The sequence below is a fragment of the Sphingopyxis flava genome (assembly GCF_900168005.1).
Taxonomy (GTDB): domain Bacteria; phylum Pseudomonadota; class Alphaproteobacteria; order Sphingomonadales; family Sphingomonadaceae; genus Sphingopyxis; species Sphingopyxis flava.
In genome coordinates, this window is sequence record NZ_FUYP01000002.1 from 176,552 (window position 1) to 203,001 (window position 26,450).

At 64.1% G+C, this 26,450-nt stretch carries 23 protein-coding genes; 9 read left to right on the top strand and 14 right to left on the bottom strand.

Features of this window, described 5'->3' with window-relative positions; genetic code table 11:
• Positions 1–6 precede the first annotated feature (6 nt).
• Positions 7–513: a hypothetical protein gene (locus tag B5X69_RS02410; RefSeq protein ID WP_245798552.1), complete on the top strand. Its 507-nt coding sequence runs from the start codon at positions 7–9 to the stop codon at positions 511–513.
• Positions 514–663: 150 nt separating this feature from the next.
• Here the strand turns inward: B5X69_RS02410 and B5X69_RS02415 are convergent, their stop codons facing one another.
• The 5 genes from B5X69_RS02415 to B5X69_RS02435 form a co-directional block, all read right to left on the bottom strand.
• A complete protein-coding gene (locus B5X69_RS02415) occupies positions 664–897 on the bottom strand; it encodes a hypothetical protein (RefSeq protein WP_079637092.1) in 234 nt (77 codons plus the stop codon).
• 122 nt (positions 898–1,019) lie between these two features.
• Positions 1,020–2,084: a ribonucleotide-diphosphate reductase subunit beta gene (locus B5X69_RS02420; RefSeq protein ID WP_079637093.1), complete on the bottom strand. Its 1,065-nt coding sequence runs from the start codon at positions 2,082–2,084 to the stop codon at positions 1,020–1,022.
• Positions 2,085–2,196: 112 nt separating this feature from the next.
• Positions 2,197–4,107 (bottom strand): ribonucleoside-diphosphate reductase subunit alpha, encoded by a 1,911-nt coding sequence (locus tag B5X69_RS02425; protein ID WP_425441489.1) that lies wholly within the window; start codon positions 4,105–4,107, stop codon positions 2,197–2,199.
• Positions 4,108–4,892: 785 nt separating this feature from the next.
• Positions 4,893–7,187 (bottom strand): EAL domain-containing protein, encoded by a 2,295-nt coding sequence (locus tag B5X69_RS02430; RefSeq protein ID WP_245798545.1) that lies wholly within the window; start codon positions 7,185–7,187, stop codon positions 4,893–4,895.
• A gap of 106 nt (positions 7,188–7,293) precedes the next feature.
• Complete coding sequence (locus B5X69_RS02435) at positions 7,294–9,033, bottom strand: acyl-CoA dehydrogenase (protein WP_079637095.1); 1,740 nt, start codon at positions 9,031–9,033, stop codon at positions 7,294–7,296.
• Between the two features lie 54 nt (positions 9,034–9,087).
• Between B5X69_RS02435 and B5X69_RS02440 the strand changes: the two genes are divergently transcribed.
• Entirely contained in the window at positions 9,088–10,044 is a 957-nt protein-coding gene (locus tag B5X69_RS02440) for an L-threonylcarbamoyladenylate synthase (RefSeq protein ID WP_079637096.1), read from the top strand.
• On the opposite strand, the gene B5X69_RS02445 is transcribed toward B5X69_RS02440, so the two are convergent.
• Both B5X69_RS02445 and B5X69_RS02450 read right to left on the bottom strand, forming a co-directional pair.
• Positions 10,041–10,943 (bottom strand): DMT family transporter, encoded by a 903-nt coding sequence (locus B5X69_RS02445; protein WP_079637097.1) that lies wholly within the window; start codon positions 10,941–10,943, stop codon positions 10,041–10,043. The two genes, B5X69_RS02440 and B5X69_RS02445, sit on opposite strands and share 4 nt — an antisense overlap.
• 257 nt (positions 10,944–11,200) lie before the next feature.
• Positions 11,201–11,980, bottom strand: a complete 780-nt coding sequence (locus B5X69_RS02450; RefSeq protein ID WP_079637098.1) for an SDR family NAD(P)-dependent oxidoreductase — start codon at positions 11,978–11,980, stop codon at positions 11,201–11,203.
• 70 nt (positions 11,981–12,050) lie between these two features.
• Here B5X69_RS02450 and B5X69_RS02455 point away from each other — a divergent pair, with 70 nt between their 5' ends.
• Positions 12,051–13,571 carry an acyl-CoA carboxylase subunit beta gene (locus B5X69_RS02455; protein ID WP_079637099.1) on the top strand — a complete coding sequence of 507 codons (1,521 nt, stop codon included), beginning with the start codon at positions 12,051–12,053 and terminating at the stop codon, positions 13,569–13,571.
• Between the two features lie 7 nt (positions 13,572–13,578).
• On the opposite strand, the gene B5X69_RS02460 is transcribed toward B5X69_RS02455, so the two are convergent.
• Complete coding sequence (locus tag B5X69_RS02460; protein WP_139375636.1) at positions 13,579–14,439, bottom strand: LytTR family DNA-binding domain-containing protein; 861 nt, start codon at positions 14,437–14,439, stop codon at positions 13,579–13,581.
• 93 nt (positions 14,440–14,532) lie between these two features.
• Between B5X69_RS02460 and B5X69_RS02465 the strand changes: the two genes are divergently transcribed.
• The 3 genes from B5X69_RS02465 (at position 14,533) to B5X69_RS02475 (ending at position 17,106) form a co-directional block, all read left to right on the top strand.
• Complete coding sequence (locus B5X69_RS02465; RefSeq protein ID WP_079637101.1) at positions 14,533–15,729, top strand: acyltransferase family protein; 1,197 nt, start codon at positions 14,533–14,535, stop codon at positions 15,727–15,729.
• A complete protein-coding gene (locus tag B5X69_RS02470; RefSeq protein WP_342745774.1) occupies positions 15,726–15,914 on the top strand; it encodes a hypothetical protein in 189 nt (62 codons plus the stop codon). Before B5X69_RS02465 ends, B5X69_RS02470 begins: the two co-directional genes overlap by 4 nt.
• 82 nt (positions 15,915–15,996) lie before the next feature.
• The gene (locus B5X69_RS02475; RefSeq protein WP_176141489.1) at positions 15,997–17,106 is read left to right on the top strand and encodes a S41 family peptidase; all 1,110 of its coding nucleotides are present in this window, start codon (positions 15,997–15,999) and stop codon (positions 17,104–17,106) included.
• A 22-nt stretch (positions 17,107–17,128) separates the two neighbouring features.
• Here B5X69_RS02475 and B5X69_RS02480 read toward each other — a convergent pair whose 3' ends face one another.
• Entirely contained in the window at positions 17,129–17,629 is a 501-nt protein-coding gene (locus tag B5X69_RS02480) for a GNAT family N-acetyltransferase (protein WP_079637104.1), read from the bottom strand.
• A gap of 94 nt (positions 17,630–17,723) precedes the next feature.
• Here B5X69_RS02480 and B5X69_RS02485 point away from each other — a divergent pair, with 94 nt between their 5' ends.
• The gene (locus B5X69_RS02485) at positions 17,724–18,272 is read left to right on the top strand and encodes a hypothetical protein (protein WP_079637105.1); all 549 of its coding nucleotides are present in this window, start codon (positions 17,724–17,726) and stop codon (positions 18,270–18,272) included.
• 60 nt (positions 18,273–18,332) lie between these two features.
• Here the strand turns inward: B5X69_RS02485 and ispG are convergent, their stop codons facing one another.
• A complete protein-coding gene (gene ispG, locus B5X69_RS02490; RefSeq protein WP_079637106.1) occupies positions 18,333–19,484 on the bottom strand; it encodes a flavodoxin-dependent (E)-4-hydroxy-3-methylbut-2-enyl-diphosphate synthase in 1,152 nt (383 codons plus the stop codon).
• 120 nt (positions 19,485–19,604) lie between these two features.
• Between ispG and B5X69_RS02495 the strand changes: the two genes are divergently transcribed.
• Positions 19,605–20,345, top strand: a complete 741-nt coding sequence (locus B5X69_RS02495; RefSeq protein ID WP_245798548.1) for a TorF family putative porin — start codon at positions 19,605–19,607, stop codon at positions 20,343–20,345.
• A gap of 308 nt (positions 20,346–20,653) precedes the next feature.
• A complete protein-coding gene (locus B5X69_RS02500; RefSeq protein ID WP_079637108.1) occupies positions 20,654–21,388 on the top strand; it encodes a TorF family putative porin in 735 nt (244 codons plus the stop codon).
• A gap of 43 nt (positions 21,389–21,431) precedes the next feature.
• Here the strand turns inward: B5X69_RS02500 and B5X69_RS02505 are convergent, their stop codons facing one another.
• From B5X69_RS02505 to B5X69_RS02520, 4 genes are all read right to left on the bottom strand, one after another.
• Positions 21,432–22,580, bottom strand: a complete 1,149-nt coding sequence (locus tag B5X69_RS02505; protein WP_079637109.1) for an alpha-hydroxy acid oxidase — start codon at positions 22,578–22,580, stop codon at positions 21,432–21,434.
• 102 nt (positions 22,581–22,682) lie between these two features.
• Entirely contained in the window at positions 22,683–23,921 is a 1,239-nt protein-coding gene (locus B5X69_RS02510) for an NAD(P)/FAD-dependent oxidoreductase (RefSeq protein WP_079637110.1), read from the bottom strand.
• Positions 23,921–25,573, bottom strand: coding sequence for an amidohydrolase (locus tag B5X69_RS02515; RefSeq protein WP_079637111.1), 1,653 nt, complete (start codon positions 25,571–25,573; stop codon positions 23,921–23,923). The genes B5X69_RS02510 and B5X69_RS02515 overlap by 1 nt, the downstream gene beginning before the upstream one ends.
• Positions 25,570–26,448, bottom strand: a complete 879-nt coding sequence (locus tag B5X69_RS02520) for an NAD(P)-dependent oxidoreductase (RefSeq protein ID WP_079637188.1) — start codon at positions 26,446–26,448, stop codon at positions 25,570–25,572. Before B5X69_RS02520 ends, B5X69_RS02515 begins: the two co-directional genes overlap by 4 nt.
• Between the last annotated feature and the right edge of the window lie 2 nt (positions 26,449–26,450).

Below are 26,450 nucleotides of genomic sequence, written 5' to 3' on the forward strand. Positions count from 1 at the left end.
CTCGCGATGACCAATCGGGACCGACAAATCATTGTGATCGCGCGTCTGAAGGCAAAGCCGCTGTTGGCCGGACAGTTGCTGGGCGCGCTCGTCTTTTGCGCCGTCGCTGCCAGGCAGGCGATCCCGGTTGCAGCTGACGGTGCGGCGGCGATGCTCCGCGCTGTGCTTTTCGGCGACTTGGCGGCAAGCGCGGCAATGCTTGCGGCCCTGTTAGTCTTCTGGACCTGCCTGCAGCGCTGGCGGCAGCGTGATGCCTGGATCTTTCATGATGGCGTGCGTCTCTATCGCGCCTCTGGCCTGTCGTGGCCGCTTGAGGATATTCGCGATGTGGTGATCGAACGCAGCAGTCTTGGATACGCGTCGCTGCGGCTGGTTGTCGACGACGACAGCGAGACGACGCGCGAACTGGTGATGCTGTCCCTGCTCGAAGGCAGATCTGAGGCGGTGCGCGGCGGGGTGCTGTTCGCCGCGGCCGGCGTGGGCGCGGTGCCGAGCGGGGTTATGGTGAATTAATCCGAACTCGCGTCCAGGTCCTGCTTAGTCGGCGACGGAAGGGGCGCACTACCGGTTGGAAAATCCGCTCGCGCGTAATGCGCGCGCGCGGCGGCCTGCACATTGGCAAGGTCGCTCCCGACAAGATGGTCGAAGATCGAGCGCGCTCGCTTAGACTGAAAAACCGCCCTTGTTGCGCCGGTTCGACCCCGACGCCAGCACCTTCTTGCCCGTTGCTGTGAGCGCCCATTTCGAACCTTGTTGCGCAACGAGGCCCAATGCGACGAGCTCGTCGCGAATCGGGTCGGTGGGAAGCTGTGGGCGGCGGTTGGACAGACCCTCAAGGCAGGCGCGCTGAGGCTGGCTGAGGATAAGCAATTTCGCTTTGGGCTTCTTCTCGGTCATGTGTGGCCTTCGGCTCTTTCCAGCTGGCTGCTGCGCCATTCGTTCTCACCCCCGCTCCAACCAGCCGGAACCGGGGCGCATGTCATTGCCTGTCCCGGTTGGGAGGAGCCCAAAAGGGGCGTTTACTCTGCTGCGATACCGGCCTGTTTGAACATGTCCTCGCCGTCGCTTTCGGCCTCGAGGGCAGGAGCGCCGTCGTCGTTGGCCTTTGCTTTCTTGCGGTTGTCGAAGCTCTGCCAGACGGTGTTCCAGTCGCCGCGGGTTGCAGCTTTGGAATATTCGGTGGCGCGCGTTTCGAAGAAATTCGCATGTTCGACGCCATTGAGGAGCGGCGCGAGCCAGGGCAGGGGGTGCTCGTCGATCATGTAGATCGGCTGGAAGCCGAGCTGGCCGAGGCGCCAGTCGGCGATGTAGCGGATGTAGCGCTTGATCTCCTTAGGCGTCATGCCGGGGACGGGGCCCTGTTCGAAGGCGAGGTCGATGAACGCGTCTTCGAGCCGTACGGTCTTCTGACAGCAGTCGATGATGTCCTCGCGCACGCTCTTGGTCAGGCAGTCGCGTTCCTTGACGAAGGCGTGGAACAGCCGCGTGATGCCCTCGCAGTGCAGGCTTTCGTCGCGCACCGACCAGCTGACGATCTGGCCCATGCCCTTCATCTTGTTGAAGCGGGGGAAGTTCATCAGCATCGCGAAGCTGGCGAAGAGCTGAAGGCCCTCGGTAAAGCCGCCGAACATGGCGAGCGTGCGCGCAATATCCTCGTCGCTGTCGACGCCGAACGTGCCCATATAATCGTGTTTGGCTCGCATCTCGTCATATTCGAGAAACATGCCATACTCGCTTTCGGGCATGCCGATCGTGTCGAGCAGGTGGCTGTACGCCGCGATATGAACCGTCTCCATATTGCTGAACGCGGTCAGCATCATCTTGATCTCGGTCGGCTTGAACACGCGGCCATATTTGTCGTGGTAGCAATCCTGCACCTCGACGTCTGCCTGGGTGAAGAAGCGGAAGATCTGGGTCAGGAGGTTGCGCTCATGGTCGCTGATCTTCTGCGCCCAGTCGCGGCAATCCTCGCCCAGCGGCACCTCTTCGGGCATCCAGTGGATCTGCTGCTGGCGTTTCCAGAAATCATAGGCCCAGGGATATTCGAAGGGCTTGTAGGTCTTGCGGGCTTCCAACAAAGGCATCGGTTTATCCTTGCGTCAAATCTCTATCGTGATGCCAGCAAAGGCCGGCATCGCTCACCTCAATGCACGCCGTCGACCCCAGCTTTCGCTGGGGCGAGGGGCGGAGCGGACGTCACTGGCAAGCCAGGCACTCGTCATAGTCGGTCGTCCCGGCCGACAGTTCGAACTTTGCGGCTTCGGGCGTGTTGTCAGCCTCGACCCCGCCTGCGAAGCCGGCGCGCTGCACCGATTTCGAGCGGAGATAGTAAAGCGATTTGATGCCAAGTTCCCAGGCGCGGTAGTGGAGCATCAAAAGGTCCCATTTCTCGACGTCGGCCGGAATGAAGAGGTTCAGCGACGCCGCCTGATCGATATAGGGGGTGCGGTCGGCCGCAAGTTCGAGCAGCCAGCGCTGGTCGATCTCGAAGCTCGTTTTGAACACATCCTTCTCGTCCTGCGTCAGGAAGTCGAGGTGCTGAACGCTGCCGCCCTTTTCGAGGATCGAGTTCCAAACCGCATCGCTGTTCTTCGCCTTGTCGACGAGCAGGCTTTCAAGGTGCGGGTTCTTGACCACGAAGCTGCCCGACAGCGTCTTATGGGTGTAGATGTTCGCCGGGATCGGTTCGATGCAGGCGCTGGTGCCGCCGCAAATGATGCTGATCGATGCAGTTGGCGCAATCGCCATCTTGCATGAAAAACGCTCCATGACGCCCTGATCGGCAGCATCGGGGCAGGGGCCGCGTTCCTTGGCGAGCAGCATCGATGCCTGATCGACCTGGCTGCGGATATGCTTGAAGATGCGCAGGTTCGACGACTTCGCCATTGCGCCCTCGAAGGGCAGGCCGCGCGCCTGCAGGAAGCTGTGGAAGCCCATGACGCCGAGGCCGACCGACCGTTCGCGGCTGGCCGAATATTTGGCGCGTGCCATTTCGGGCGGCGCGCGGTCGATATAGTCCTGAAGGACATTGTCGAGCATGCGCATGACGTCTTCGATGAAGCGCTTGTCGCCGTTCCATTCGTCCCAGGTTTCGAGGTTGAGGCTCGAAAGGCAGCAGACTGCGGTGCGATCATTGCCCAGATGATCACGTCCGGTGGGCAGGGTGATTTCGCTGCACAGGTTAGACGTCGAAACCTTGAGGCCGAGTTCGCGGTGATGCTTGGGCATCATCCGATTCACCTGGTCGATGAAAATGATATAGGGCTCGCCGGTGGCAAGGCGCGTCTCGACCAGCTTCTGGAAGAGCGAGCGCGCGTCGACAGTCCCGCGGACGCTCTGGTCCTTGGGGCTGCGAAGGTTGAACTCGGTGCCGTCGCGGACCGCCTCCATGAACTCGTCGGTGATCAGCACGCCGTGGTGCAGGTTGAGCGCCTTGCGGTTGAAGTCGCCCGAGGGCTTGCGCACTTCGAGGAACTCTTCGATCTCGGGGTGCGAAATATCAAGATAGCAGGCGGCCGATCCGCGCCGGAGCGAACCCTGGCTGATCGCGAGGGTCAGGCTGTCCATCACGCGGACGAAGGGGATGATGCCGCTGGTCTTGCCATTGAGGCCCACCGGCTCGCCGATGCCGCGGACATTGCCCCAATAGGTGCCGATGCCTCCGCCGCGCGAGGCGAGCCACACATTCTCGTTCCAGGTGCCGACAATGCCTTCGAGGCTGTCATCGACGCTATTAAGGTAGCAGCTGATCGGAAGACCGCGACCGGTGCCGCCGTTGGAGAGCACGGGGGTCGCGGGCATGAACCACAGCCTCGAGATATAGTCGTAAAGACGCTGGGCATGATCCTGGTCGTCCGCATAGGCCGAGGCGACGCGGGCGAAGAGGTCCTGATAGGATTCTCCGGGCAGAAGATAGCGGTCCTGAAGCGTCTCCTTTCCAAAATCGGTCAGGAGCGCGTCGCGGCTCGCATCGGTGGCGACATTAAAGCGCCGGGCGTGAACCTTGGGTTCGCCTGCGTCGTTCAGCTTCGCAGGTGCCGCCGGTTCGCTCTTCGCGTCGCTGGGCGATTCGGTCGCTTGGGACGCGTCGTTCTTCGCCAGTTCCATCGTCGCCACGTCGTTCGTCTCCACCCGATCCGTTTCCCGAAAATCCATCGATCTCGCCCCATTATGAGCGCGCCCGAGCGCGCTTTGTTCCCGTCTTGTTCGACTCGGGGACGAAGCCCCAGCCTAGCATTTAATCGCGCCTTCGGGGGACATATTTTGGGGCGCAAAAAGGTTCTTCCCGTGCCCATATGAAAGGGGCGACGGAAATCCGCCATTTTCGGCCAAATACTAATTATTGGGTGCCCCCGTCGGCTGACCCACCATCTATAGTGCCACGTCGGCCCGGCGATGCAAGACGGTAAATGACGAATGAATGACTCAGTTCGTCGACATTTTGATTCGGTTCATCGCTCGGTTTGCACGTCTCGCGCCTCTGAGCCGAGGCTTTCCGCGGGGTTGAGGTCTATCGGTGGCTAAAAGGGAAAGGGGCGAAAAAATTTCCCACGCGGTGAGCCTCTTGCCGTGATGATCGATGGGCCTTTCTGGGGCGGCCAGGTGCTTAGGAAAATAGGCCCCTCCACCGCCCACGAGTTGGCGACCGACACACGCGGGCTCTAGCAATGAAAAAGGGCCCCAGCGATGCTGGAGCCCTTTTGAAAATCCTTGCTGGATTCTCAGGCCGGAGTGCCACCGCTGCCGGTGCCGCCGCCGCCGAGAAACTTCCAAAACCAACCCATTGCTAATCTCCTGATGCCCACTGTCAACCAGGACAGTTAACTCGCCATATACCTTAAAAAATAAGGTAAAGCGAGTCTTAACCTTAACAAATGCTACCAGATTGGCAGTCAGGCCGAGCGGCTGTGGGGCGAGGCCAGGAGTGCGGCTGCGAGTTCGGAAAAAATCTGCGGCTTTCCAAGGTAATAACCTTGTCCAACATCGCAGCCGAGCTGTTCGAGCAGCGCCATCGTCGGAGCATCTTCAATGCCTTCGGCTACTGCCACCGCCCCGAGGCGGTGCGCGAGGTCGATCGTCGATTTAACCACTTCGAAGTTTCGCTGCGAATCGCGCATCGTCATCACGAATCGCTTGTCGATCTTGATCTCATCGGCCTCGATTTCGGTCAGATATTCAAGGTTCGACTGCCCGGTGCCGTAATCGTCGATTGACAGACGGATTCCCGTTCGGCGCAATTGCGCGAGCGTCTGGCGTGCCTGGCGGCTGTTCTCGATCTGCGCGGTTTCGGTGATTTCGATAGTCAGTGCTTCGGGGGGCAGATGATGGGCAGTCAGCATAACGCGGATCGTTCCCACGAGGTCGCTATGGTCGAGGAGCGTAGCCGAGAGATTAACCGACATGTTGACCGGTAGTCCGCGACTGCGGAGATGAGCGGACGAGCGGATCGCCTGATCCATCACGAAAAGGGTGAGACGATAGATGTCCTGGCTCTTTTCGGCCTGAACGATGAATTCATCGGGCGGGATCGGCCCGCGCGTCGGGTGCGTCCATCGTGCGAGCGCTTCGACGCCGACGAGCCGGCGGGTCGCGATCTCATATTGCGGCTGGAAGGCGACCCAGATGTCCCCGCCGGCAAGCGCGTCTTCGAGCTGCGAGTGGAAGGAAAGCTGCCAGCCAGCATCCTCTTTCTGGCGCGGCATATATTTGGTCCAGAGCGCGCGCGTGCGGATCGACTTTTCAGCCGCGACCAGCGCGGCCGCGAGACGCTGGGCATTCGAACCTTCAAATTCGTCGTTGACGCCGAAAGCGATGGCGACGTCAATCTTGAGTTCGCCGATGGTCAACGGCGCGTTGAAGAGCGCGGCGAGCCCTGCGAGATGTCCCTCGATCTGGCTGTGCTGATAATAGGGGACGAGCCAGGCGAAGGTGCCGTCGAGATCGTGGTGAAGCTGAGTCCCGTGACACGCGAGCGTGAGGCGCCGCGCAACCTGGTCGACGAGCTGCTGGCTACCCTCGCCGGGAAGGAAAGCGACGAGGTCTTCGAAGTTGACGAGCTTGGCGGCGATGACGGTGGCGCTTCCGAAGGGCGCCTGACCGCGCAGCGCCTCGAAATTGGGGAGGCCGGAGATGGGATTTTCGCGCTGGGCGGAAAAGCGGCGGCGCCTGCGCGAAACATTGGCGCTGACTGCGGCGACGAAGAAGAGTGCTGCACCAACCGACGAGGTGACGAGCGAAGCGCTGAGTAGGACCTTGCCAACGATCAATAGCGCGGCAACGCTCAGCGCGATCCAGGTGAAATGCCGCTCTAAGTTGGTAAGCAATGCGACGAGCATCGCCGTCACGGCGATGAGAAAAGCCGGCGCCCAGCCTACATTCACGGGATCCCCGCGTTTCAGTGTTTCGGCAGCAATCAGATGAATATAGGGGCCGGGCACGAGGTCGTGACCGGGAAGATAATGCTGGTCAGGAAAGGTCGACGCTGTGCGACCGAAAATGACCTCCTTCCCGCCGAGTTCGCGTGCTCCGACCCGGCCTTCCATAAGGTCGATCGCGCTATATTCAGTGATCGTCGACAAGTTGTAGGAGAAATCGAGACGGAACTCGGCTGGCCGAGCACTTCGCTTGTTGGCGAGAGCAGCGGCTACGCTCGGCAACAGCCTCCCGTCTGCTTCGTACATCAGGGGAACATTCCAGACCTGCCAGATTTGATAATTCCAGGCGATACTGGCGAGTTGTGCCCGCTGGCCGGCTATCTCGGGATCGGGAAACACCGAAAACAACTGATCGCGACCGGGAACCGACTGGGTCGCCACGGCCAGAATGATATGATCGGCCATCTTGCGCACGGCGTCGGCCAGGCGGGGGCTGCCGGGATCGCGCTCCTGTCGCTGATAATAGAAATCAACGACGAGCCGACGTGCGCCGGCTTTCCGAACCGCGTCGATGACGCGTGCGTGTTCGGCGCGGCCAAAGCGCCCCCCCGGGACGCTGGCTAGCGTTCGGTCGTCGAGACCGATGACCACTATGTCGCCCGAAACCGGCCGCCATGCGGTCCAGCCAATCGCGGATTCAATGATCCGGTCGACCGGTTCGGCGACGAAAGATAGCGCAGCGGCGATGCCAAGCAGCAACGATAGCGCAAAGGAGCGCCAGCTGATGATCATCTTGTTCGCGATAAACGACACGCGCGCTTCTCCGGCCATTGTCGGACGGACCTAGCGAGCGATGGTTATCATCGCGTTAATGATGATCGTCGCGGGGCACCCGAAAATCCCCGCCGGCGCCCGGAAATCAGGCGATCTCGGGCAGCGGGGGGAGCGCCGCGTCGCCCGCCAGCGCCGCGGGAGCGAGGCCCGTTGCCGCGGGGACGATCTGCTGGAGATAAAAGCGCGTTGAGGCAATCTTGGCTTCCAGGAAAGCCGTGTCGCCGCCTTCGCCGAGCGCCGCCCTTGCGGCACGGTGCTGAAGCGCCATCAGCCAGCCGCAGGTCGCGGTGGCTAGCATGGTGAGATAGGGATAGCTTCCTGCGAGCCGATCCGCGGTACCGGCGCTGACCATCCAGTCGGTGACCGCGCGGCAGGCGTCGGCGAGTTGCTGCAATTCGGGAAAATCCCCCGCGCCATGCGCAATGTCATCGATAAGACCGCGAATGAGGTCGCTGCCTGCCATTCCGAGCTTTCGGCCAACAAGATCGGCCGCCTGGATGCCGTTGGTGCCTTCGTAGATCGGGGCGATGCGCGCGTCGCGATAATGCTGGGCGGCGCCGGTTTCCTCGATGAAACCCATCCCGCCATGCACTTGCACGCCGAGGCTGGCGACCTCGCAGCCGATGTCGGTTGCATGCGCCTTGACGAGCGGGATCAGCACCTCGGCGCGCATCGCGGCGGCCTCGTCGCCGAGCTTGCCAAAGTCGATCTGCGCTGCGGCATAATAGACGAGCGCGCGCGCGGCCTCCGTCTGGGCCCGCATCCGCCACAGCATGCGGCGAACGTCGGGGTGCCGGTCGATCGTCACGGGTGACCGATCGGGCGAACCGGCAAGGGCCGACTGCACGCGTTCGGCGGCATAGCGCTGCGCCTGCTGCGTCGCGCGCTCCGCGATCTGCACGCCCTGACAACCGACCATCAGGCGCGCGTTGTTCATCATCACGAACATTGCGCGCATGCCGCCCATTTCCTCGCCGACGATCTCGCCGAGGCAATCCTCGCCCTCACCATAGACCATCACGGCGGTCGGAGACCCGTGGATGCCAAGCTTGTGTTCGATCGATGCGCAGTGAACACCGTTCGAAATCGTCGGATTGCCTTCGGCGTCGAGGCGGTATTTGGGGACAAGAAAAAGCGAAATGCCGCGCGTGCCCTCGGGCGCGCCGGGCGTGCGCGCGAGGACGAGGTGCACGATATTATCGGTAAGGTCGTGCTCGCCGAAGGTGATGAAGATCTTCTGTCCCTTGATCTTGTAGAGCCCCGCGTTCGGGCCTTCGGCAACCTTTTCGGCGGTCGTGCGCAGGGCGCCGACGTCGCTGCCAGCGCTCGGCTCGGTGAGGTTCATCGTGCCATTCCACTCGCCCGAGATCAGCTTTGGAAGCCAGGTCGCCCGCTGCGCTTCGGTGCCATAGGCCATCAGTGCGTGGATCGCCCCGGGGGTGAGGATGTTGCAAAGCGTAAAGCCCATGTCGGCGCTGCCGAGCGCCTCGATCACGACGGTCGCGAGCGTGAAGGGCAGGTCCTGCCCCCCATATTCACCGGGACCGTCAATGGTGCCCCAACCCGCCTCGACAAATTGCTTGTAGGCCTCCTTGAAGCCCGGGGGCATGGTGACCCTGCCGTCCTGCCATTTGGGATTGCTGGTGTCGCCCACGCGATTGAGGGGGGCATAGACCTCGGCGGCGAAGTCGCCGATTCCGGTGACAATCGCCTCGACCATATCGGGGGTGGCCGCTGCAAAGCGTTCGTGCGCAGCCATCGCGTCGATGCGCCCAATATGGTTGAGGACGAAAAGCTGTTCGGTAGTGGGCGCCGTATAGGTCATGAGGGGTTCCCGCTTTTGGGGGTGATTCCGTTGCGCCCGGCGCTATAGCGCGGCATGGCCGAGCGTCCAATCGAGAGTATCACAACCGAGGTAGCCCCTTTCGGGCCCGATGCGATCGCGCGCGCCGCGCGGCTGATTGCGGAGGGGCAGCCGGTCGCGATACCGACCGAGACCGTTTACGGCCTCGCCGCGGACGCACGCAATGCCGAGGCCGTCGCGCGCATCTATGCCGCGAAGGGACGTCCCGATTTCAATCCGCTGATTGCTCATGTTACCGACCTTGCGGCAGCCGAACGGCTGGGCATGTTCGGCGCCGCGGAGCGGGCACTCGCGGAGGCCTTCTGGCCGGGGCCGCTGACGCTGGTGGTGCCGCGGTCGCCCGATTGCCCGGTGGCGCGGATCGCGACCGCTGGGCTCGACACAATCGCTCTTCGGGTGCCGGGGCACCGCGCGATGCAGGCGCTGCTCGCCGCGACCGGCGCTCCGCTCGCGGCGCCAAGCGCCAATGCGAGCGGACGGGTGAGCCCGACGAAGGCCGGGCATGTGCTGGCGACCCTTGGGGGGCGGATCGCGCTGGTAATCGACGACGGCGCGACGACGGCCGGGGTCGAGTCGACCATCGCGCGAGTCGTGGACGGCACGGTCGAGGTGTTGCGGCCGGGTCCCGTGACTGCGGCGATGCTCGGCGCGGCGAGCGGGCTGCCCGTGACGGGGCGCCAGGGCGCGGAAGTCGTGGCACCGGGAATGCTCGCGAGCCATTATGCGCCGGGCAAACCGGTGCGGCTGGGCGCGGTAGATTTCGCGCCGGATGAGTTCGGGATCGGTTTTGGCGCGATCACGGGCGAATATCAGTTGAGCGCCGCGGGCGATTTGACCGAGGCGGCGGCGCATCTCTTCGATGCGCTTCATGCAGGCGCTGCGAGCGCGAAACCGAAGATCGCGGTGGCGGCCATCCCGCAAGAAGGGCTCGGCGCCGCGATCAACGACCGGCTATCGCGCGCCGCGGTCTAAGCCGCCGCGGGTTCCACGGGGTCGCCGCGCGGCGCCTTGCGCGCAATGATCAGGCAGGCGCCGACGATGAGCAGGGCGCCGGCGAGGGTGGGTAGCGTCACGGGCTCGGCGTAGAAGTACCAGCCGAATATCATGGCCCACAGGAAGCCCGTATATTCGGTCGTCGCGAGGATCTGAGCCTCGGCGCGCGCGTAGGCCCAGCTCAAAAGGAGAAGCGACAGGATCGCAAGGAGCGCGGCGCCGACGATGGGCGCCGCATCGGCGGTGCCGGGCACCACCGCGAACCAGGGCGCGGCGAGCGCGAGGAACAGGGCGACGAAGGCGTTTTGATAGAAGGCGATCTCCATCGGTTCCGCCATCTTCGCCTGCCGCCGCGCCAGAATAAGGTTGTAGGCATAGCATACCGCGGAAAGGAACACTGCGCCGACCGCCCACAGAGCTTCGGCGTCGCGTTCCCCGCCCCCGAATTTTCCTGCGACGATCACCAGCACGCCCGCGAAGCCGAGCAGCGAGGCCGCGATCGATCGGCGCCCGATCCGTTCTCCGAGAAAGATCGCGGCCATATAGAGCGCCAGCAGCGGCGCAATGAACGCAAGCGCGATCGCCTCTGCCATCGGCAGGCGCGCGAGCGCCCAGAAGAAGCCGAGAGCCATCAACGCGACGAACAGCGAGCGCAGCGCATGGATTCGCATCGTCTCGGCATCGGGCCAGGCCGGCCGCGCGGCGAAATAGGCGAGGCCGCTCAGCAGCGTCCCCGCGATCGTGCGCCAGAGCACCGCATTATAAGCCCCGATCCCGATCGACAGTCCCTTCATGAGCACGTCCATCGACGAAAAGGTCGCGATCCCGGCGCAGGCGACGAGAAAGGGGATCAGCGGCGAAGGCGAGTCAGGGCGCATGGAAAGGGGCTCTAATCTACCTTCTCTTTCGAAGGGAGATGGGAAGACGCTCGCGCGTGGGCGGGCGCGCGGCATTCACCGCGAATCTGCTCGGAGCTTAAGTTGGGCCCGATGCGATGCGCGCGTTAGGAGACCGAGGCGAGCGAGCCGAGCTGACGGCGTTCCCCGACGGGCCTCCGTCGGGGATTCGGGCGGACCATGGCATGGCTTGCACCAGTCGATCTTCCCCAGGGGTTTAAGGAGGGGAGGAAAGGGCCTCACCGGAAGGTAGCCAGTCCTGCCCCGTCTATGTTGAGCTTTTGGCCCGAACAATAGGGATTGGCATCGCTCACGAGCCACAGCACCGCCGCCGCGACGTCATCGGGGGTGGCGACGCGACCGAAGGGAAATTTGCCGTCGAGCTCATGGATGTCGTCATTGCCGGTGATGGCGCGTGCCAGGCGCTCGCCCATGTCGCTGACGGTCAGCGAGGGCGCGACGATATTGACGCGGACGCCATTCTTCATCTCTTCCTTGGCGAGGGTCAGCGCGAGCGCCTCGCCTGCCGCCTTTCCCATATTATAGGGCGCGCCATTGGCACTATGGCTGAGCGTCGCGACGCTGGAGATGACGATAATGTCGCTGCGCTTGTGCGTACGAAGCTGCGGCAGCGCGAGGCGGCTGACGCGATGCGGGCCAAGAGCGTGGGTCGCAACGACGCGTTCAAGTTCGGCAGGGTCGGTTTCGGCGACGCTCCTCCCGCGACTGGCGATACCGGCATTGTTGATGAGGATCGACATAGGCCCGAAATCGGTCTCGATCGCAGCGACCATCGCTGCGCAGGCATCTTCATCGGTTACCGAAGCCTGATAGGCCTTCGCCTTGCGACCGAGCGCCGTGATCGCGGCGACCGTTTCGGCCGCGGCATCGGCATCGCGGGTAAAGTTCACCGCGATATCGGCGCCCGCCTTGGCCAGCGCCAGCGCGATGCCCCGCCCAATGCCGCGCGAAGCGCCGGTGACGAGCGCGGTTCGCCCCGCAAGATTGATGTGCGTCATCTGTTTCTCCCTAATCAAGCGCTGCGAATATGGCATGACGTTTCCGTCAACGTAAGCTAGCTTTCGCGGCATGAGCTGGAAAAAGGAAGTCGACGAGCTCGCGCTCCGCCGGACGATGGCGGAGAAGATGGGCGGAGAGGAAAAGGTCGCGCGCCAGCATGGACGCGGCAAGATGGACGCGCGGGCAAGGATCGCGGCGATCGTCGATCCCGGCAGCTTTCGCGAGATCGGCAAGATCGCCGGTCGCGGCAAATATGGCCCCGATGGCGAGCTAGAAGAGCTGGCCGCCAGCAATTTTATCTTCGGCCGCGCCAATATCGACGGTCGCCCGGTGGTCGCCTCTGCCGACGATTTCACAGTTCGCGGCGGCGCGGCCGATGCGGCGCTGCATCGCAAATTCATCCAGTGCGAAGCGTTCGCGCACGAGTATCGCCTGCCGCTGATCCGCATGATCGACGGCACGGGCGGCGGCGGATCGGTGAAGACGCTCGAGGATATGGGCTATACTTATATCCCGCATGTTCCCGGCTGGGACCAGATCATCGCCAATCTCGATGCGGTGCCGGTGGTCGCGCTCGCGCTTGGGCCGACCGCAGGGCTCGGCGCGGCCCGCGTCGTTGCGAGCCATTACAGCATCATGGTGCGCGGACTTTCTCAGCTGTTCGCGGCGGGCCCCGCGGTCGCAGCGGCGATCGGAGATACGCTGGATCGCGAGGAACTGGGCGGGAGCGACGTGCATACGCGCAATGGCGTCGTCGATGATGAGGTGGCGAGCGAAGCTGATGCCTTTGCGGCAGCGCGGCGCTTCCTCTCCTATCTGCCGTCGTCGGTCCACGAGCGCGCAGCGCGCGCCGCGTGCAGCGATCCGGTCGACCGGCGCGAAGAGGCCTTGCTGTCGATCGTGCCGCGCGAGGCAAAGCAGGTCTATTCGATGCGGCGCATCTGCAACGCCGTCCTTGATCAGGGCAGCTTCTTCGAGATGGGGGCGCGTTGGGGGCGAGCGGCGATCACTGCATTCGCGCGACTGGACGGCTGGCCGGTCGCTGTGCTGGCCAGCGATCCCTCCTATCTTGGCGGGTCGTGGGATGCAAAGACGAGCGAGAAGGCCGAACGCTTTGTGAAGCTCGCCGACCAGTTCCGTCTGCCGATTGTCCATCTGGTCGACAATCCCGGCTTCATGATCGGCGGCGAAGCCGAGCGGACAGGCACGATCCGTTACGGTGTGCAGGCGATGAACGCCATTTACCGCGCGACGGTGCCGCTTGCGTCGGTCGTGGTACGCAGAGCCTATGGCATCGCGGGGAGCGCGATGTCGAATGCCGAGCGCTTCCAGTACCGTTTCGCCTGGCCTTCAGGCGACTGGGGCAGCCTGCCCATCGAGGGCGGGGTCGAGGTCGCGTACAAGAGCGAGCTCGAGGCAGCCCAGGACCCGGCTGCGCATCTGGCAGCAATCCGCGAGCGCCTCAACCGGGTCCGCTCGCCTTTCCGCACTGCCGAAAGATTCGGGGTTGAGGACATCATCGACCCGCGCGACACACGGCCGCTCTTGTGCGAGTTCGCCGAGTTGGCGTGGCGGGTGCTTAAGGAATGACGGTCCCTCAACCCGCAACATTCTCCCTATAGCGCCTGCTCCCGCGCAGCGTCTCGCCGCTTTCAAGTTCCACGTCGAAATCGCCGCTCTTGTGCGTGACGACGCGGCGCACCGAGGTCCGGTTGACGAGGCGGCTCCGATGGATGCGGGCGAAGGCGGGGCCGAGTTCGGCCTCGAGAGCGCTCAGCGTTGCGCGGTGGAGGAGGCGCTCGCCGCGCCAAGCAATCTCCACATAATTGCCCGCGGCCGTGACGTGCTCGATCTCGTCGAGCGGCAGATGGTGAGTGACGGATCCGTCGCCGACAGCGAGCGTTCGCCGTTCGGTCCTCGCTACGGGCGGCGCCGAATAACGCGCAACCAGCCACTGGACGAGGAAGAGGATGAAGACGAGCTCGACATAGGCCGAGAGATCTTTGCGAAGCTCGTAGACGAGCGGCGACCCCTGGGGCGCCGTAAAGTGATAGTCCATCCCCATCGCCCACCACAGGACGGCGCGAAAGGCGACCATCAATGCGACGTGGCCGAGCGAGACAGGAATCGCGAGCAGGGCATGGATCGCCACCGCGGCGAGCAGGGACATACGCGGCGGGCGGATATATTGGACGGTAAACCAGCAGGGGATCAGCATGATCGCCCACGCGACAAGGCTGCTGCCCTCGAGCATCCAGGCGATGGTCTGCGAGGTAGCAAGGCCCGCGCCTTCGCGGTCAGCAATATAGGAATAGACATTGGCGGCGATGCGAACGAGCCCGAAGAGAAACATCGCCCCGAGCAGCATCGCCGTGAGCGCGCGAGCGCTGAGCCCGCCAGCGGAACCGCTCGTCCCTGCCCCGCCGCCGTTTGTCCCTCGTGCCTCCTCGTCCGTCACACCGGCTCCGCTTCTCGTCCCGCCGGGATCGCCCCCCGGCCGCCCCTGGGATTAGCGGCTGCGGTACGAACCGGCAAAGGAGATTCGCGGGCGATGGAAACGAAGCGACACTATGGAATGGACTGGCTCAGGATCGGCGCATTCGGATTGCTGATCTTCTATCACATCGGCATGTATTTCGTGCCGTGGGGCTGGCACGTCAAAACGCCGCATCCTTTGGAATGGGTGCAAATCCCGATGATGGCGACCAACAGCTGGCGGCTGCCTTTGCTGTTCCTCGTCTCGGGCTATGCGAGCGCGGCGCTGTCTGCAAAGCTTGGCGCGCCGGGCCCCTTCATCCGCTCGCGAAGCGCACGGCTGCTGTTTCCGCTCGCCTTCGGTGTGCTTGTTGTGATCCCGGTACAACCCTGGGTCGAGCTCGTGACCCAGCATGGCTATGCTGGCGGCTTCCTGCATTTCTTCAGGCACGACTATTTCCGCTTCGGCACGCTTGCGGGCATTGTCCTACCGACGTGGCAACATCTTTGGTTCATTGTCTATCTCTTCGCTTACACCCTGCTTGCGGTCGTGCTCCTCCTCCTCATGTCCGAAGCGGCACGGGCGCGGATCGCTGATGGAGCAGCACGGCTGCTTGAAGGCTGGGGGATCTTGATCGTGCCGCTCGCGGTGTGGATGGCAATTCTCTTTGCCTTTCCAGCTTACCCCGAGACGCATGCGCTGGTCGACGATGGACCCAATCATCTCCACTATCTGGTACCCTTTTTCACCGGCTGGCTCTTGCGGGTGCGGCCGGTCCTGTTCCTCGCTGTGGCGCGCTGCTGGCGGACCGCGGCGGTCGTGGCGATCGCGTCCTATGCCTATGTGTCCTGGGCGATCTGGGCAGCGCCTGGCGAGGGGCCGCCGCCTGCCGGCGTTGTCACCTGGTTCATGGCCATTCGGCTTGTGCAGGGCTGGGCAGCGATCATTGCGCTGGTCGGGATCGCCGATCGCTTCTGGAATCATGATCATGCGAGCCGCCCCATGCTCGCGGAGGCGGTGTTCCCCTTCTACATCATCCACCAGACGGCGATTGTTCTTGTGGGATATTGGCTGCTGCTGGCCGGAATGGGGCCGCTTTTCAGCTTTGCGATCCTTGTCGCAGCAACGATCGCCGCTTGCTGGGTCTTTTACCTTGGCGGCCGGCGCGTGAACTGGCTGCGCCCCCTCATCGGACTGCAGCGCGTGACAGGTGCGCAGCTTTCTGTCAGCCTCAGCGGCATCGGTCGAGGAGAGGCAAATTGGCGATCGTGAAGGGACTGGCGGCGATCATCGGCGTCGCTGCTATATTGATGGGCGGGCTGTGGGCGCTTCAGGGGCTCGATATCGTGCGCTGGCCCGCAAGCAGCTTCATGCTCGGCGATCCGGAATGGACCCGCAACGGGGCGGTGCTGGCCGGGGCCGGTGTCTTGCTGCTCTGGTTCGCGGGCAGGCGATAATTCCGATTCGACTACAATTGTAGTTGATCTGTGTTGGGCATATGATACACCTCCTTCAGCCGGGGCTGGATTGGAGATGGGTATGAATCGTTCTTCGCACATATGGCCCGCACTGCTGTTCGCCGCTGGGGTGACAGGGTTGCCCCTTGCGGCGCTGTCTCCGGCAGTGGCGGCCGATGAGGGGAGCGCCGATGCCGTAGCCGCAAAATATGCGCAGCTTCTCGAGCGGGACTATGTCTATCCCGACATCGGCAAGCATTACGCCGACGCGATCCGGGCAGCTATCGCAGCGGGTCGGTATCGCGGGCTGAGCGGCGAGGCGCTGGCAGCCGCGATTGACAGCGACTTGGACGCCGTTGCCCTCGATGGTCATTTACGCCTCCGCATTCCTCAGCAGGCGTCCGCTCCCCCCGTGACCGCTCCTGGCGGTATGGCGCCCGTGCGGCGCCCGCCCAAGGTGGCGATGGAACAGGCCGGCTGGATCGCGCCGGGTATTGCCTTTGTCCGTTTCAACGTCTTTCCGGACGATGCGGCCGTGACCGCCGCCGCGGCGAAGTTCATGACGGACCATGCCGATGCGAGGGCGATCATCTTTGACATCCGCACGCACAACGGCGGAGGGCTCGACCAGATGGACGTCATCTTTCCCTGGCTATTCGACAAGGAAACGCGTCTGGTGACGATGGCGACGCGCGCCTCGGTCGATGCCGCGGGGGGCTCGCCGATCGACGGCATCGCCTCGATGCGCCCGGCACAGGGCGTCCCCGGCATGGTGGCGCGCGAACATTGGGCAACGCCCAATGCCGATCCGCGGCTGCGCGATGCGAAAATCTATGTTCTCACCTCGGGCGCGAGCGCTTCGGCGGCCGAGCATTTTGCGCTCGCCATGAAGCATACCGGCCGCGGTGTAATCGTCGGAGCGCCGACGGCCGGGGCCAATCATTTCGGCCGCGGCGAGGATCTGGGCGGCGGCTATGGGGCCTTCATCCCGGTCGGCCGGACCTATGATCCGGTGACGGGAAAGGATTGGGAAGGCGTGGGCGTTTTGCCTGATATCGCGGTGCCGGCGGCCGAGGCGCTGGAGCGCGCGCTCACCGAACTTGGAGTCGGGTCGGCCGAGGCGAAGCGGCTCTCCGAGGCACATATGCCAAGCTGGCCGATGGAAAGGCGCAAGCCGCGCGGAGCGCGCTAAATTGCTCGTGCGTCACGCCGGATCAGTCCGGCGTGGCGGGGCTTCGCGATCGGGCGAGCTTTGCCAGCGCTTCGCCATCGACGCGCATCACCGTCCATTCGTCCATCATCCGAGCGCCGAGGCTCTTGTAGAAACCGATCGACGGTGCGTTCCAGTCGAGCACCCACCATTCGAGGCGCGCGCAATCGCGCTCCACGCAGAGCTTCGCGAGATGGGCGAGCAGCGCCTTGCCCAGTCCCGATCCGCGCGCGTCGGGGCGCACGAACAGATCCTCAAGGTAAATCCCGGGCTTCCCCTCGAAGGTCGAGAAATTGTGAAAGAAGAGCGCGAAGCCCTGCGGCGCCCCGTTGATCTCGCCGATCACCACCTCGGCGTAGGGGCGCGGCCCGAAGAGCTTCTCGCCGAGCTTTGCCTCGTCGAAGCGGACCTCGTGCGCCAGCTTCTCATAGTCGGCAAGGTCGCGGATGAACTGCGCGATCAGCGGCAGGTCGGCGGGCGTGGCGGAGCGGATCGAGAGCGTCATGCGGGCGCCGTGTGGAGTTCGGCGCGCGCTGTCAACTTACGACCGATTGCGGACATCGATGGACTGAGCCATCATCCTCCGAAACGGGGTAGGCATGAAACTTTTGCGAAAGGTCACGGAGCTCGTAGACAAAGACGTCGCGGCAAACTCCAAGCCACTCTCAATCATCGGGATGATGGTCCCGTTTGTGCCGTTCATCCTTGTCGAGGGCGCACCTGCGGGAAGCTATCCAGTGCAGGCAGGGTTAGCTCTATCCGTCAGCATCTGCTGGGGCGTGTTCGTAATGTGGCGCTATCTACGTCACCTAAGGATGGAGGTCGCTGGGGCGCATGAACCCCTCGGTTCTCTCAGATTTTGGCTGCTAGCCGCAGGCACCGTGCTGTTCATCTTACTCTTGTCGGCTGGGGTCACCTGGCTGGCAGACAAGATTGGATGGCCAGAGGCCTACGGTTTCGACTGCCGGGGGCGCGGCTGCTTCTTTCAGGATCTTACCCATAGCCCCAAGTTGCTGCGCGCCGGTAACGCTTACGAGTTGGGGCTATTTGCCTTGTTGTGGTCGCTCCCCGCGTTCATAGTCGGCGTGCTCATCTACGCTCTGTTCAAGCGTTTCAGTCGCCGCAAACATATCCAGCCGATGGATTGAGGTGACCGCTCCCGACCCCTAAACCGACATTTGGCAGGCGCAATTTCCGGCAATGGGGGCTCACGCTGCCTTGCCGTGGAGTGTGTCCATGCTCACCGCGCTTCCCGCCTCGATTTCGACCGCCTTCGCTTCGACGAGCTTGACGATGTGCTGGATCATGTCGGCGTCGGCGACATGATGGTCGGTGACGCCCGAGAGATAGACCATATGCTTGCCGTTGCCACCGCCGGTGATGCCGATGTCGGTCTCGCGCGCTTCGCCGGGGCCGTTGACGACGCAGCCGAGCACGGAGAGCGACATCGGGGTCTTGATGTGCTGGAGCGCATCCTCGAGCGCCTGCACCGTGCGGATGACGTCGAAGCCCTGGCGCGCGCAGCTCGGGCAGGAAACGACGCGGACACCGCGGGTACGCAGGCCCAGCGATTTTAGGATTTCATAGCCTACGCGCACTTCCTCTTCGGGTTCGGCCGACAGGCTGACGCGAATCGTATCACCGATCCCCGCCCAGAGGAGGTTGCCGATGCCGAGCGCCGATTTGACCGTCCCGCCGATCAGCCCGCCCGCCTCGGTAATGCCAAGATGCAGCGGGCAATCGACCGCTTCGGCGAGCTGCATGTAGGAGGCGACCGCGAGGAAGACGTCGCTCGCCTTCACCGCAACCTTATATTCGTGGAAGTCGTGGTCCTGCAGCAGCTTGATATGATCAAGCGCGCTTTCGACCAGCGCCTCGGGGCAGGGCTCGCCATATTTTTCGAGCAGGTCTTTTTCGAGGCTGCCCGCGTTGACCCCGATGCGGATTGCGCAGCCGTTCGCCTTGGCTGCGCGCACGACCTCGCCGACGCGTTCCGACGAACCGATATTGCCGGGATTGATGCGCAGACACGCGGCGCCCGCGTCGGCCGCCTCGAGAGCCCGCTTATAATGGAAATGGATGTCGGCAATGATCGGGATACGCGCCGCGCGGACGATTGAACCGAGCGCCGCTGTCGATTCGGTATCGGGGCACGAAACGCGGATGAGGTCGGCACCGGCATCCTCGCAGCGGCGGATCTGATCAATCGTCGCAGCGGCATCGCTGGTCGGCGTATTAGTCATTGTCTGGACGCTGATCGGGGCGCCGCCGCCGACGGGGACGTTGCCCACCATGATGCGGCGGCAGTCGCGCCGTGCGATGTCGCGCCAGGGGCGCAGGCCAGGATTGTGATCGCTCATAGGGTCGTCCTCGGGGAGAGTGCCCGCTCTTTAGCCGTCCTGCCTCCGCTTGGCAAAGCGGTTGCGCATCATCGCCGCGGCGGCCAAGATCGGGGACCCAATCGACCCCGAGGAATGATGATGATCCGCCCGCTCGCCGCCGCCCTGTTCTTGCTTTCAGGAGCGGCCGCGGTGCCCGCCGCCGCCCAGGACGTGCCGACCGGTCCCCTCGACGTTTCGGCGTCGGTGGAGGTCGTGTCGGATTACCGCTTTCGCGGGATTTCGCTCAGCGGCGGCGACGTCGCGGTGCAGCCGACGATCACTCTCACCCACAACAGCGGCCTCTATATCGGGGCATGGGGGTCGAATATCGAGGAGACCCCGGCATCGGGTGCGGTCGAGGTCGACCTTTACGGCGGCTTTGCGACCGAAGTGGCGCCGGGTACCTCAGTCGATCTCGGATTGACCTATTATTGGTATCCTGACGAAGCGCGAGCCGCGGGAGCCAGCGACTATGTCGAGGCCGCCGCCCGCCTGTCGCATCTGCTCGGGCCTGCCGAGGCCGGGGTCCGGATCGCCTATGCGCCGCGCCAAGCCGCCCTGGGACGGGAAGACAGCCTCTATCTGGCGGCGGACCTGTCGGCTGGCGTCCCGGCCACGCCCCTGACCTTGTCGGCGTCGCTGGGCTATACCGACGGCGGGCTCGCCGGATTTGCGCCTGGCGGGCATTATTGGGACTGGTCGCTCGGCGCCTCGGCGAGCTTTGGCCGGCTCACGGCGGGGATCCGATATGTCGACACCGACATTCCGGCGACGGGCGTGAAGGCGTTCGACAAATATTTTGATGCCGGGGTGGTCCTGTCCTTGGGGGTCGCTTTCTGAGATAGAGGAGCGAGAAGCAAAGGCCGACCTCGCCCCGCGTGCGAAGCCACTGTGCAGCATGGCTATGCTTGCTGTCGCGAGAAAGTAACAATCGTAACTTTATGTCGAAGAGCGGTATTTCGACGCAATGGATTGTTGCAAATTTGTCACAACGGTACATTTAAACTCAGTTCGTCGCAACTTTTCGTTGTGCGTCGCAGCAATTTCGTCAACATCCACCTCGCGCGATCGGACCGGCCCGTAAAATGAGGTCGGCCGTCCGTGTGGCAGGCAGGGACGATCCTTCAACCTATTCAGGGGATCAACCCATGAAGACTTTCTCCCGCGCATGCTTCGGCATGGCTCTTGCGCTTTCGGCGCTCTCCACCCCCGCCTATGCCCAGGACGCCGAAGACGATGGCAGCGGCATCACCATCTCGGGTAGCGCGACCGTCGTTAGCGACTACCGCTTCCGCGGTTTCAGCCAGTCGAATGAAGAGGCGGCCATCCAGGGCGGCATCTCGCTCAGTCACGACAGCGGCTTTTATGTCGGCACCTGGGGGTCGAGCATCGGCTTTGCCAACGGCACCGAGATCGACGTATTCGGCGGCTTTTCGAAAGAGGTGACGCCGGGGCTGACGGCTGACATCGGCGCGACCCTTTACCTCTATCCCGGCACGTCAAACAGCTCGGTGATCGAGCCCTATTTCTCGCTGGCGGGGGATATCGGCCCTGCGTCGGTCAAGACGGGTATCGCCTGGGCGCCCGGCGGGCAGGACTCGCTCGGCGACGCGAGCGGCGTCTATGTCTTCACCGACGCCGGCGTCGGCATCCCGAACACGCCCTTCACGCTGAAGGGGCACGTCGGCTTCGCAAAGAGCGACAGCTTCCTGGGCGGTCTCGACGGTGAAGTGGTCGATTATTCGGTTGGCGTCGAGGCGAGCTGGAAAATGCTCACGCTCGGCATTTCCTATGTGAACACCGACGCACCGAAGTTCGGTGGGTATAAGGAAGCAGTCGGCGCTGACGGGGCGGTAATCTTTTCGCTCGGCGCATCCTTCTGACGCCGGGCCGGGGCGGCTTTCAGGGGGAAGGCCGCCCCCTTCGCTAACGCCAGCGCAGATTCGCGCGGCTGAGATCGGCGAGACTTTTTGCTCCCATCAACTTCATCGCGCGCTCGATTTCTGCGCGCAGCAGCGTGATAGCGCGCGATACGCCATCCTCGCCTGCCGCGGCCAGCGCATAGAGGTAGAGTCGGCCCCCTGAGCACGCCCTGGCGCCGACCGAGAGGGCCTTCAAGACATGCGTGCCGCGGGTGATGCCGCCGTCGCAGATGACTTCCAGCCTGTCGCCTACCGCGTCGACGATTTCGGCAAGTGCGTCGAAGGGGGCGATGCTTCCGTCAAGCTGACGGCCGCCGTGGTTCGACACCATGATCGCGCTGGCGCCGATGTCGAGGGCTCGCTTCGCATCCTCGACCGCGACGATTCCCTTGAGACAGAAGGGGCCGTCCCATTGTTTGCGGATCGTCTCGGCGCGCTTCCAGTCAAGGCTCTGATCGAGCATCGTCGTGAAATATTCGGCCACCGACCTCGGTACGCTTGATCCCTCGGACACGTGGGTTGCGAGATTTGGCAGGCTGAATTTCTCGCGCAGCACATAGTTGAGGCCCCAGCCGGGCTTTGCCGCATAGCTCAGCATATTGCGCGCGGTGAACCGCGGCGGCGAAGTGAAACCCGAGCGCAGGCAGCGTTCGCGATTGCCACCGACGATCGTGTCGACGGTGAGCGCGACCGCATCGAAGCTGGCATCGCGGGCGGCGTCGAGCATCGCGCGGTTAAGGCCGTCGTCGTGATGGACGTAGAGCTGGAAGAGCTTGGGCCCGCTCGTCAGCGCCCCGGCCTCGGCGAGGCTGATCGTCGCGAGGCTTGAGATGCCGGCAACGGTTCCCGCCTGCGCCGCTGCGCGCAGCACCGCGCGCTCGCCTTGCCAGTGGAAGAGCCGCTGAAGCGCTGTCGGCGATAGAAAGAGCGGCATCGCCATTTCGCGGCCGAAGAGCGTCGTTTTCATGTCGACCGCCTCGACGCCTGCGAGGACGCGCGGAATGAGATCGCATGTGTCGAAGGCGTCGCGGTTGCGTCGCCGCGTTACCTCATCGTCTGCCGCGCCGTCGATATAGTCGAATACCGGCCATGGCAGCCGCCGTTTCGCGAGCGTGCGGAAATCGTCGATATTATGGCAGTCGGTCAGGCGCACCCAAACCCCCCGTTCGTCCTGAGCTTGCTGAAGGATCGCCCTTCGAGACAATCTATGGAGGAAAGACAGCCCCTTCGACAAGCTTGGGGGCAAGCGGATAGTTTACGTCCAGCTTCCCAACAATCGTCCCAGCGCCCAGCGCGGCTCGATCGCGCGCGCTGAATCCTCGACATGCGCCGCGACCCGCGCCCCGATGGCGGGGGCTAGGGCGAAGGCACGGCCTGTGCCTCCGCCGACCAGCCAGACCCGCGGATGGCCGGGCAGACGGTCCAGCAGCAGATCCCCGCTCGCGGTGCGGCAGTCGTGTGCAGCGGTGCTGGCCACCACCGGCGCACCGGCGAGTCTTGGAAGCCGAGCAGCCAGCCACTGCCGAACCTCTGCCAGCGCGCGGTCGTCCGCCCGGCGATCGAAGCTATCGGGGTCGATTGTTGCATCGGGCGCGCTTTTCCACACCTTGATGCCGACCCCCTCGATGTCGGGAAGCAGATTGTAACCATAGGCATGATCGACCAGCGCCGGCATCGCGGGCGGGCGAAACTGGGTGTCGCCCTGCCCGGGACCGAAGTGAAAGATCTGGTGGCGCACCGCCGACAGGCGCTGCGGGGGCAGTATCTGAGGAAAGAGTTCGGTAAGCCATGCGCCGGAGGCGTAGACAAGGCTTCTCGCGGTGCCGCCATCGGGAAGCATATAGAGGTCGCGGCGCTTGTCGCGAAGCGGGGCGGGCATCACCACCTCTTCCGGCGTGATCTGCGCATCGAGGATCGTCTCGAGGAGCCCGCGCCGTCCGGCAAGCATCGCGCCGCCCTTTTCGGCGACAAGCGCGGCCGCTTCGGGCCGCCACGCGATCTGGGTGTAGCGGGGACGCAGATCGTCGCCCGTCAATCGATCGGCACCGCGCGCTTCGAACAAGGGGGCGCTCGCTCCGAGCGTGGTCACCGCCTCGCAGGGGGTGAGGATCGCCAGGCTCGCGGTGTTCGAGAGACGCTCCCATGCCTTGGCGCTTTCTTCGGCCAGCCCCGCGTAGAGCGGATCGCCGCCCTGCACCGGATCGAGCATCATCGAAGGCATGTTCGACGCGGCGCGGCCGTTCCCCGCGCCATAGGCGTCAAACAGCCGCACGCTAAATCCGCGGCGTACCAGATGCCAGGCAGTCCAGGCGCCAAGCGCGCCCGCGCCCACGACCGCGACGTCGACTTGCTCCTCGGGCGGCTTTGCGCCCTTGCGCCGACGCGACCGCCGCGGTTCGGGCGGCTCCTTCCGCTTGGGTTCTTTCTTGGCAGCCCCGAGCGCAAACGCCGCCGGAGTGGCGGCCAGCGCGGCGAGGAGACGCCGCCGGTCCATCAGCCGGCCTTTTTCTTGTAGTAACGGTAACCGCCGACCCAGGTTTCGAGCGGCGTCATGCGGCGAATCTCGTCGGGGCTTGCGAGCAAGGGGTCGCTTTCGAGGATCAGAAAGTCAGCGCGCATCCCCGGCATCAGTGTACCGATCCGGTCTTCGGCAAAGCCCGCGAAAGCGGCGCTGCGCGTGAATCCGTCGAGCGCTGTCTCGCGGCTCACCACTTCCTCGGGGTACCAGCCGCCAAAGGGTTGACCCGCCGCGTCGGTGCGCGAGATGGCCGCGGCCATTCCAGGGAAGGGGTCGGCGCTCTCGACCGGCACGTCCGAGCCGAAGGCGAGGCGGACGCCGGCATTCTCCATACTCCGCCACGCATAGGCGCCCTTCAAGCGCTCAGGACCAAGTCGCCCCTCGGCCATACGCCGATCCGAGGGCTGGTGGATGGGCTGCATCGAGGCGACGACGCCCAATTGCCGGAAGCGAGCTATATCGGCAGGGTCGACGATCTGCGCATGTTCGATGCGCCAGCGCCGCTCGCCCGGCAGGTCTGCAGTGAGATCGGCGATCGCATCGAGAGCCTCGGCGTTGGCCGCATCGCCGATCGCATGGATTGCGACCTGGAACTTGTCCATCGACGCGCGCACCATCTTGTTGCGAAGCTGCGCAGGGGAGAGGAGCGGCAGCCCCTTTTGCCCAGGAGCATCGCTGTAGGGCAGTTTCAGCCAAGCGCCGCGCGAGCCCAGCGCACCGTCGAGATAGAGCTTCACCCCGACCATGCGCAACCTGTCGTCATAGAGCCAGGGCGTCGGCCCCGGACCGCCGATCAGCGCCATATTGTCGATGTCGTGGCCATAGCTGATGATGCGGATGGCGAGCTGGCGCTTGTCACCCGCCCGGCGGAAGGCCTGCCAGTCCTGGATCGTTGTGCCCATGTCGGCGATTGCCGTGATCCCTTGCTCGAGCAGCTTGGCCTGCGCGAGGAGGAAGGCGCGGTCGAGGTCGCGCGCGAGCGGCTTTGGCACTGCCGAGGCGATGAGGCTGGTCGCGGCGTCGACGAAGATGCCGCTTGGCTGCCCGCCCGCCATCTCGATGCGCCCACCCTCGGGCGTCTTGGTCACGCTGGTGACGCGCGCCGCCTTCATTGCCGCGCTGTTCGCCCAGCCGGCATGGCCATCGACGCGCTCGAGCCAGACAGGACGGTCTGCGACGGCGGCGTCGAGGTCGGCGGCGGTCGGAAAGCGGCCAAGACCCCATTTCTCCTGATTCCACCCGCGGCCGATGATCCAAGCTACGTCGGGGTTGTCGGCCGCATATTGACGGATGGCAGCCTGGGCTTCGCCGAGGCTGCTCGTGCCCGAAAGGTCGAGCAGCATCAGCGAGAAGCCGAGTCCCATGACGTGGCCGTGCGCGTCAATGAGCCCCGGGATCAGCGTTCTGCCCTTGCCGTCCTCTTTGAAGTCGGGCCGCTCGGGACGCTTGTCCTTGCGGTCGAGGAGCTTTGCGACCTTGCCGTCCTTGTCGATAAGGAGCCCTGTAAAGCGGACGAGCTTGCCATTCTGATCGAGCGTGATGCCGTTCACATTGTCGATCAGCGTGTCGGCCTGGGCGGGCGGCGAGATGATGAGGGCGAGCGAGGCCAGAAGCGCGCGGCGGATCATTTGGGCAACCTCGTCACCAGCGAGCTTGTGTCTTTCCGTCCGCCGCCAGCCTTTTGAACATCGGCGTAGAATTGGTCGACGAGGCTCGCGACGGGCAGCGTGGCGCCATTGACCCGCGCTTCCTCGAGCGCGAGACCAAGGTCCTTGCGCATCCAGTCGACCGCGAAGCCAAAATCGAACTCGTCCTTCGCCATCGTGCCCCAGCGGTTGAGCATCTGCCAGCTTGCTGCAGCGCCGCCCGAGACAGCCTCGAATACCTTGTCGGTGTCGAGGCCCGACGCCTGCGCGAAGCGCAGCGCTTCGGAGACGCCCTGGATCACGCCGGCGATCGCGATCTGGTTGACCATCTTGGTCGTCTGCCCCGCGCCGGGCCCCCCGATATGGACGATACGGCCAGCGTAAGCGCGCATCACCGGTTCGGCTGCTGCGAAGGCGTCCGCGCTGCCCCCGCACATGATCGAAAGCGTACCATTTTGCGCGCCTGCTTGGCCTCCTGAGACCGGCGCATCGAGGCTGTGAAGTCCGCGCCCCTCGGCCTCGGCAGCGAGCTGGCGCGCGATGCGCGCCGAAACGGTGGTATGGTCGATGAACAGCGCCCCCTTGCGCATCGCTGCGAAGGCACCCTCGCTGCCCAGCGTTACCTCGGCAAGATCATCATCGTTGCCGACGCAGGAGAGGACGACGTCGGCTCCTTGCGCGGCCGCGCGCGGGGTTGCGGCCACCTCGCCGCCATATTGCTCCCTCCAGGCGTCGGCCTTGGTGCGTGTGCGGTTGTAGACAGTGACGCTATGGCCGGCCCTGGCGAGGTGACCTGCCATCGGACCGCCCATGACGCCGGTGCCGATGAAGGCAATGCGATAGGATGTTTCGCTCATGC

Excerpts from the sequence above, each read along its gene's own strand:
- B5X69_RS02425 (WP_425441489.1), bottom strand. The coding sequence starts at position 4,107 with ATGGAACTGGCGAAGAACGACGCGTCCCAAGCGACCGAATCGCCCAGC.
- B5X69_RS02500 (WP_079637108.1), top strand. The coding sequence starts at position 20,654 with ATGAAGACTTTCTCCCGCGCATGCTTCGGCATGGCTCTTGCGCTTTCG.
- B5X69_RS02480 (WP_079637104.1), bottom strand. The coding sequence starts at position 17,629 with ATGACGCTCTCGATCCGCTCCGCCACGCCCGCCGACCTGCCGCTGATC.
- B5X69_RS02520 (WP_079637188.1), bottom strand. The coding sequence starts at position 26,448 with ATGAGCGAAACATCCTATCGCATTGCCTTCATCGGCACCGGCGTCATG.
- B5X69_RS02440 (WP_079637096.1), top strand. The coding sequence starts at position 9,088 with ATGGCCGAGCGTCCAATCGAGAGTATCACAACCGAGGTAGCCCCTTTC.
- B5X69_RS02465 (WP_079637101.1), top strand. The coding sequence starts at position 14,533 with ATGGAAACGAAGCGACACTATGGAATGGACTGGCTCAGGATCGGCGCA.
- B5X69_RS02485 (WP_079637105.1), top strand. The coding sequence starts at position 17,724 with ATGAAACTTTTGCGAAAGGTCACGGAGCTCGTAGACAAAGACGTCGCG.
- B5X69_RS02475 (WP_176141489.1), top strand. The coding sequence starts at position 15,997 with ATGAATCGTTCTTCGCACATATGGCCCGCACTGCTGTTCGCCGCTGGG.
- B5X69_RS02515 (WP_079637111.1), bottom strand. The coding sequence starts at position 25,573 with ATGATCCGCCGCGCGCTTCTGGCCTCGCTCGCCCTCATCATCTCGCCG.
- B5X69_RS02455 (WP_079637099.1), top strand. The coding sequence starts at position 12,051 with ATGAGCTGGAAAAAGGAAGTCGACGAGCTCGCGCTCCGCCGGACGATG.
- B5X69_RS02410 (WP_245798552.1), top strand. The coding sequence starts at position 7 with ATGACCAATCGGGACCGACAAATCATTGTGATCGCGCGTCTGAAGGCA.
- B5X69_RS02445 (WP_079637097.1), bottom strand. The coding sequence starts at position 10,943 with ATGCGCCCTGACTCGCCTTCGCCGCTGATCCCCTTTCTCGTCGCCTGC.
- B5X69_RS02420 (WP_079637093.1), bottom strand. The coding sequence starts at position 2,084 with ATGCCTTTGTTGGAAGCCCGCAAGACCTACAAGCCCTTCGAATATCCC.
- B5X69_RS02435 (WP_079637095.1), bottom strand. The coding sequence starts at position 9,033 with ATGACCTATACGGCGCCCACTACCGAACAGCTTTTCGTCCTCAACCAT.
- B5X69_RS02415 (WP_079637092.1), bottom strand. The coding sequence starts at position 897 with ATGACCGAGAAGAAGCCCAAAGCGAAATTGCTTATCCTCAGCCAGCCT.
- B5X69_RS02495 (WP_245798548.1), top strand. The coding sequence starts at position 19,605 with ATGATCCGCCCGCTCGCCGCCGCCCTGTTCTTGCTTTCAGGAGCGGCC.
- B5X69_RS02450 (WP_079637098.1), bottom strand. The coding sequence starts at position 11,980 with ATGACGCACATCAATCTTGCGGGGCGAACCGCGCTCGTCACCGGCGCT.
- B5X69_RS02510 (WP_079637110.1), bottom strand. The coding sequence starts at position 23,921 with ATGGACCGGCGGCGTCTCCTCGCCGCGCTGGCCGCCACTCCGGCGGCG.
- ispG (WP_079637106.1), bottom strand. The coding sequence starts at position 19,484 with ATGAGCGATCACAATCCTGGCCTGCGCCCCTGGCGCGACATCGCACGG.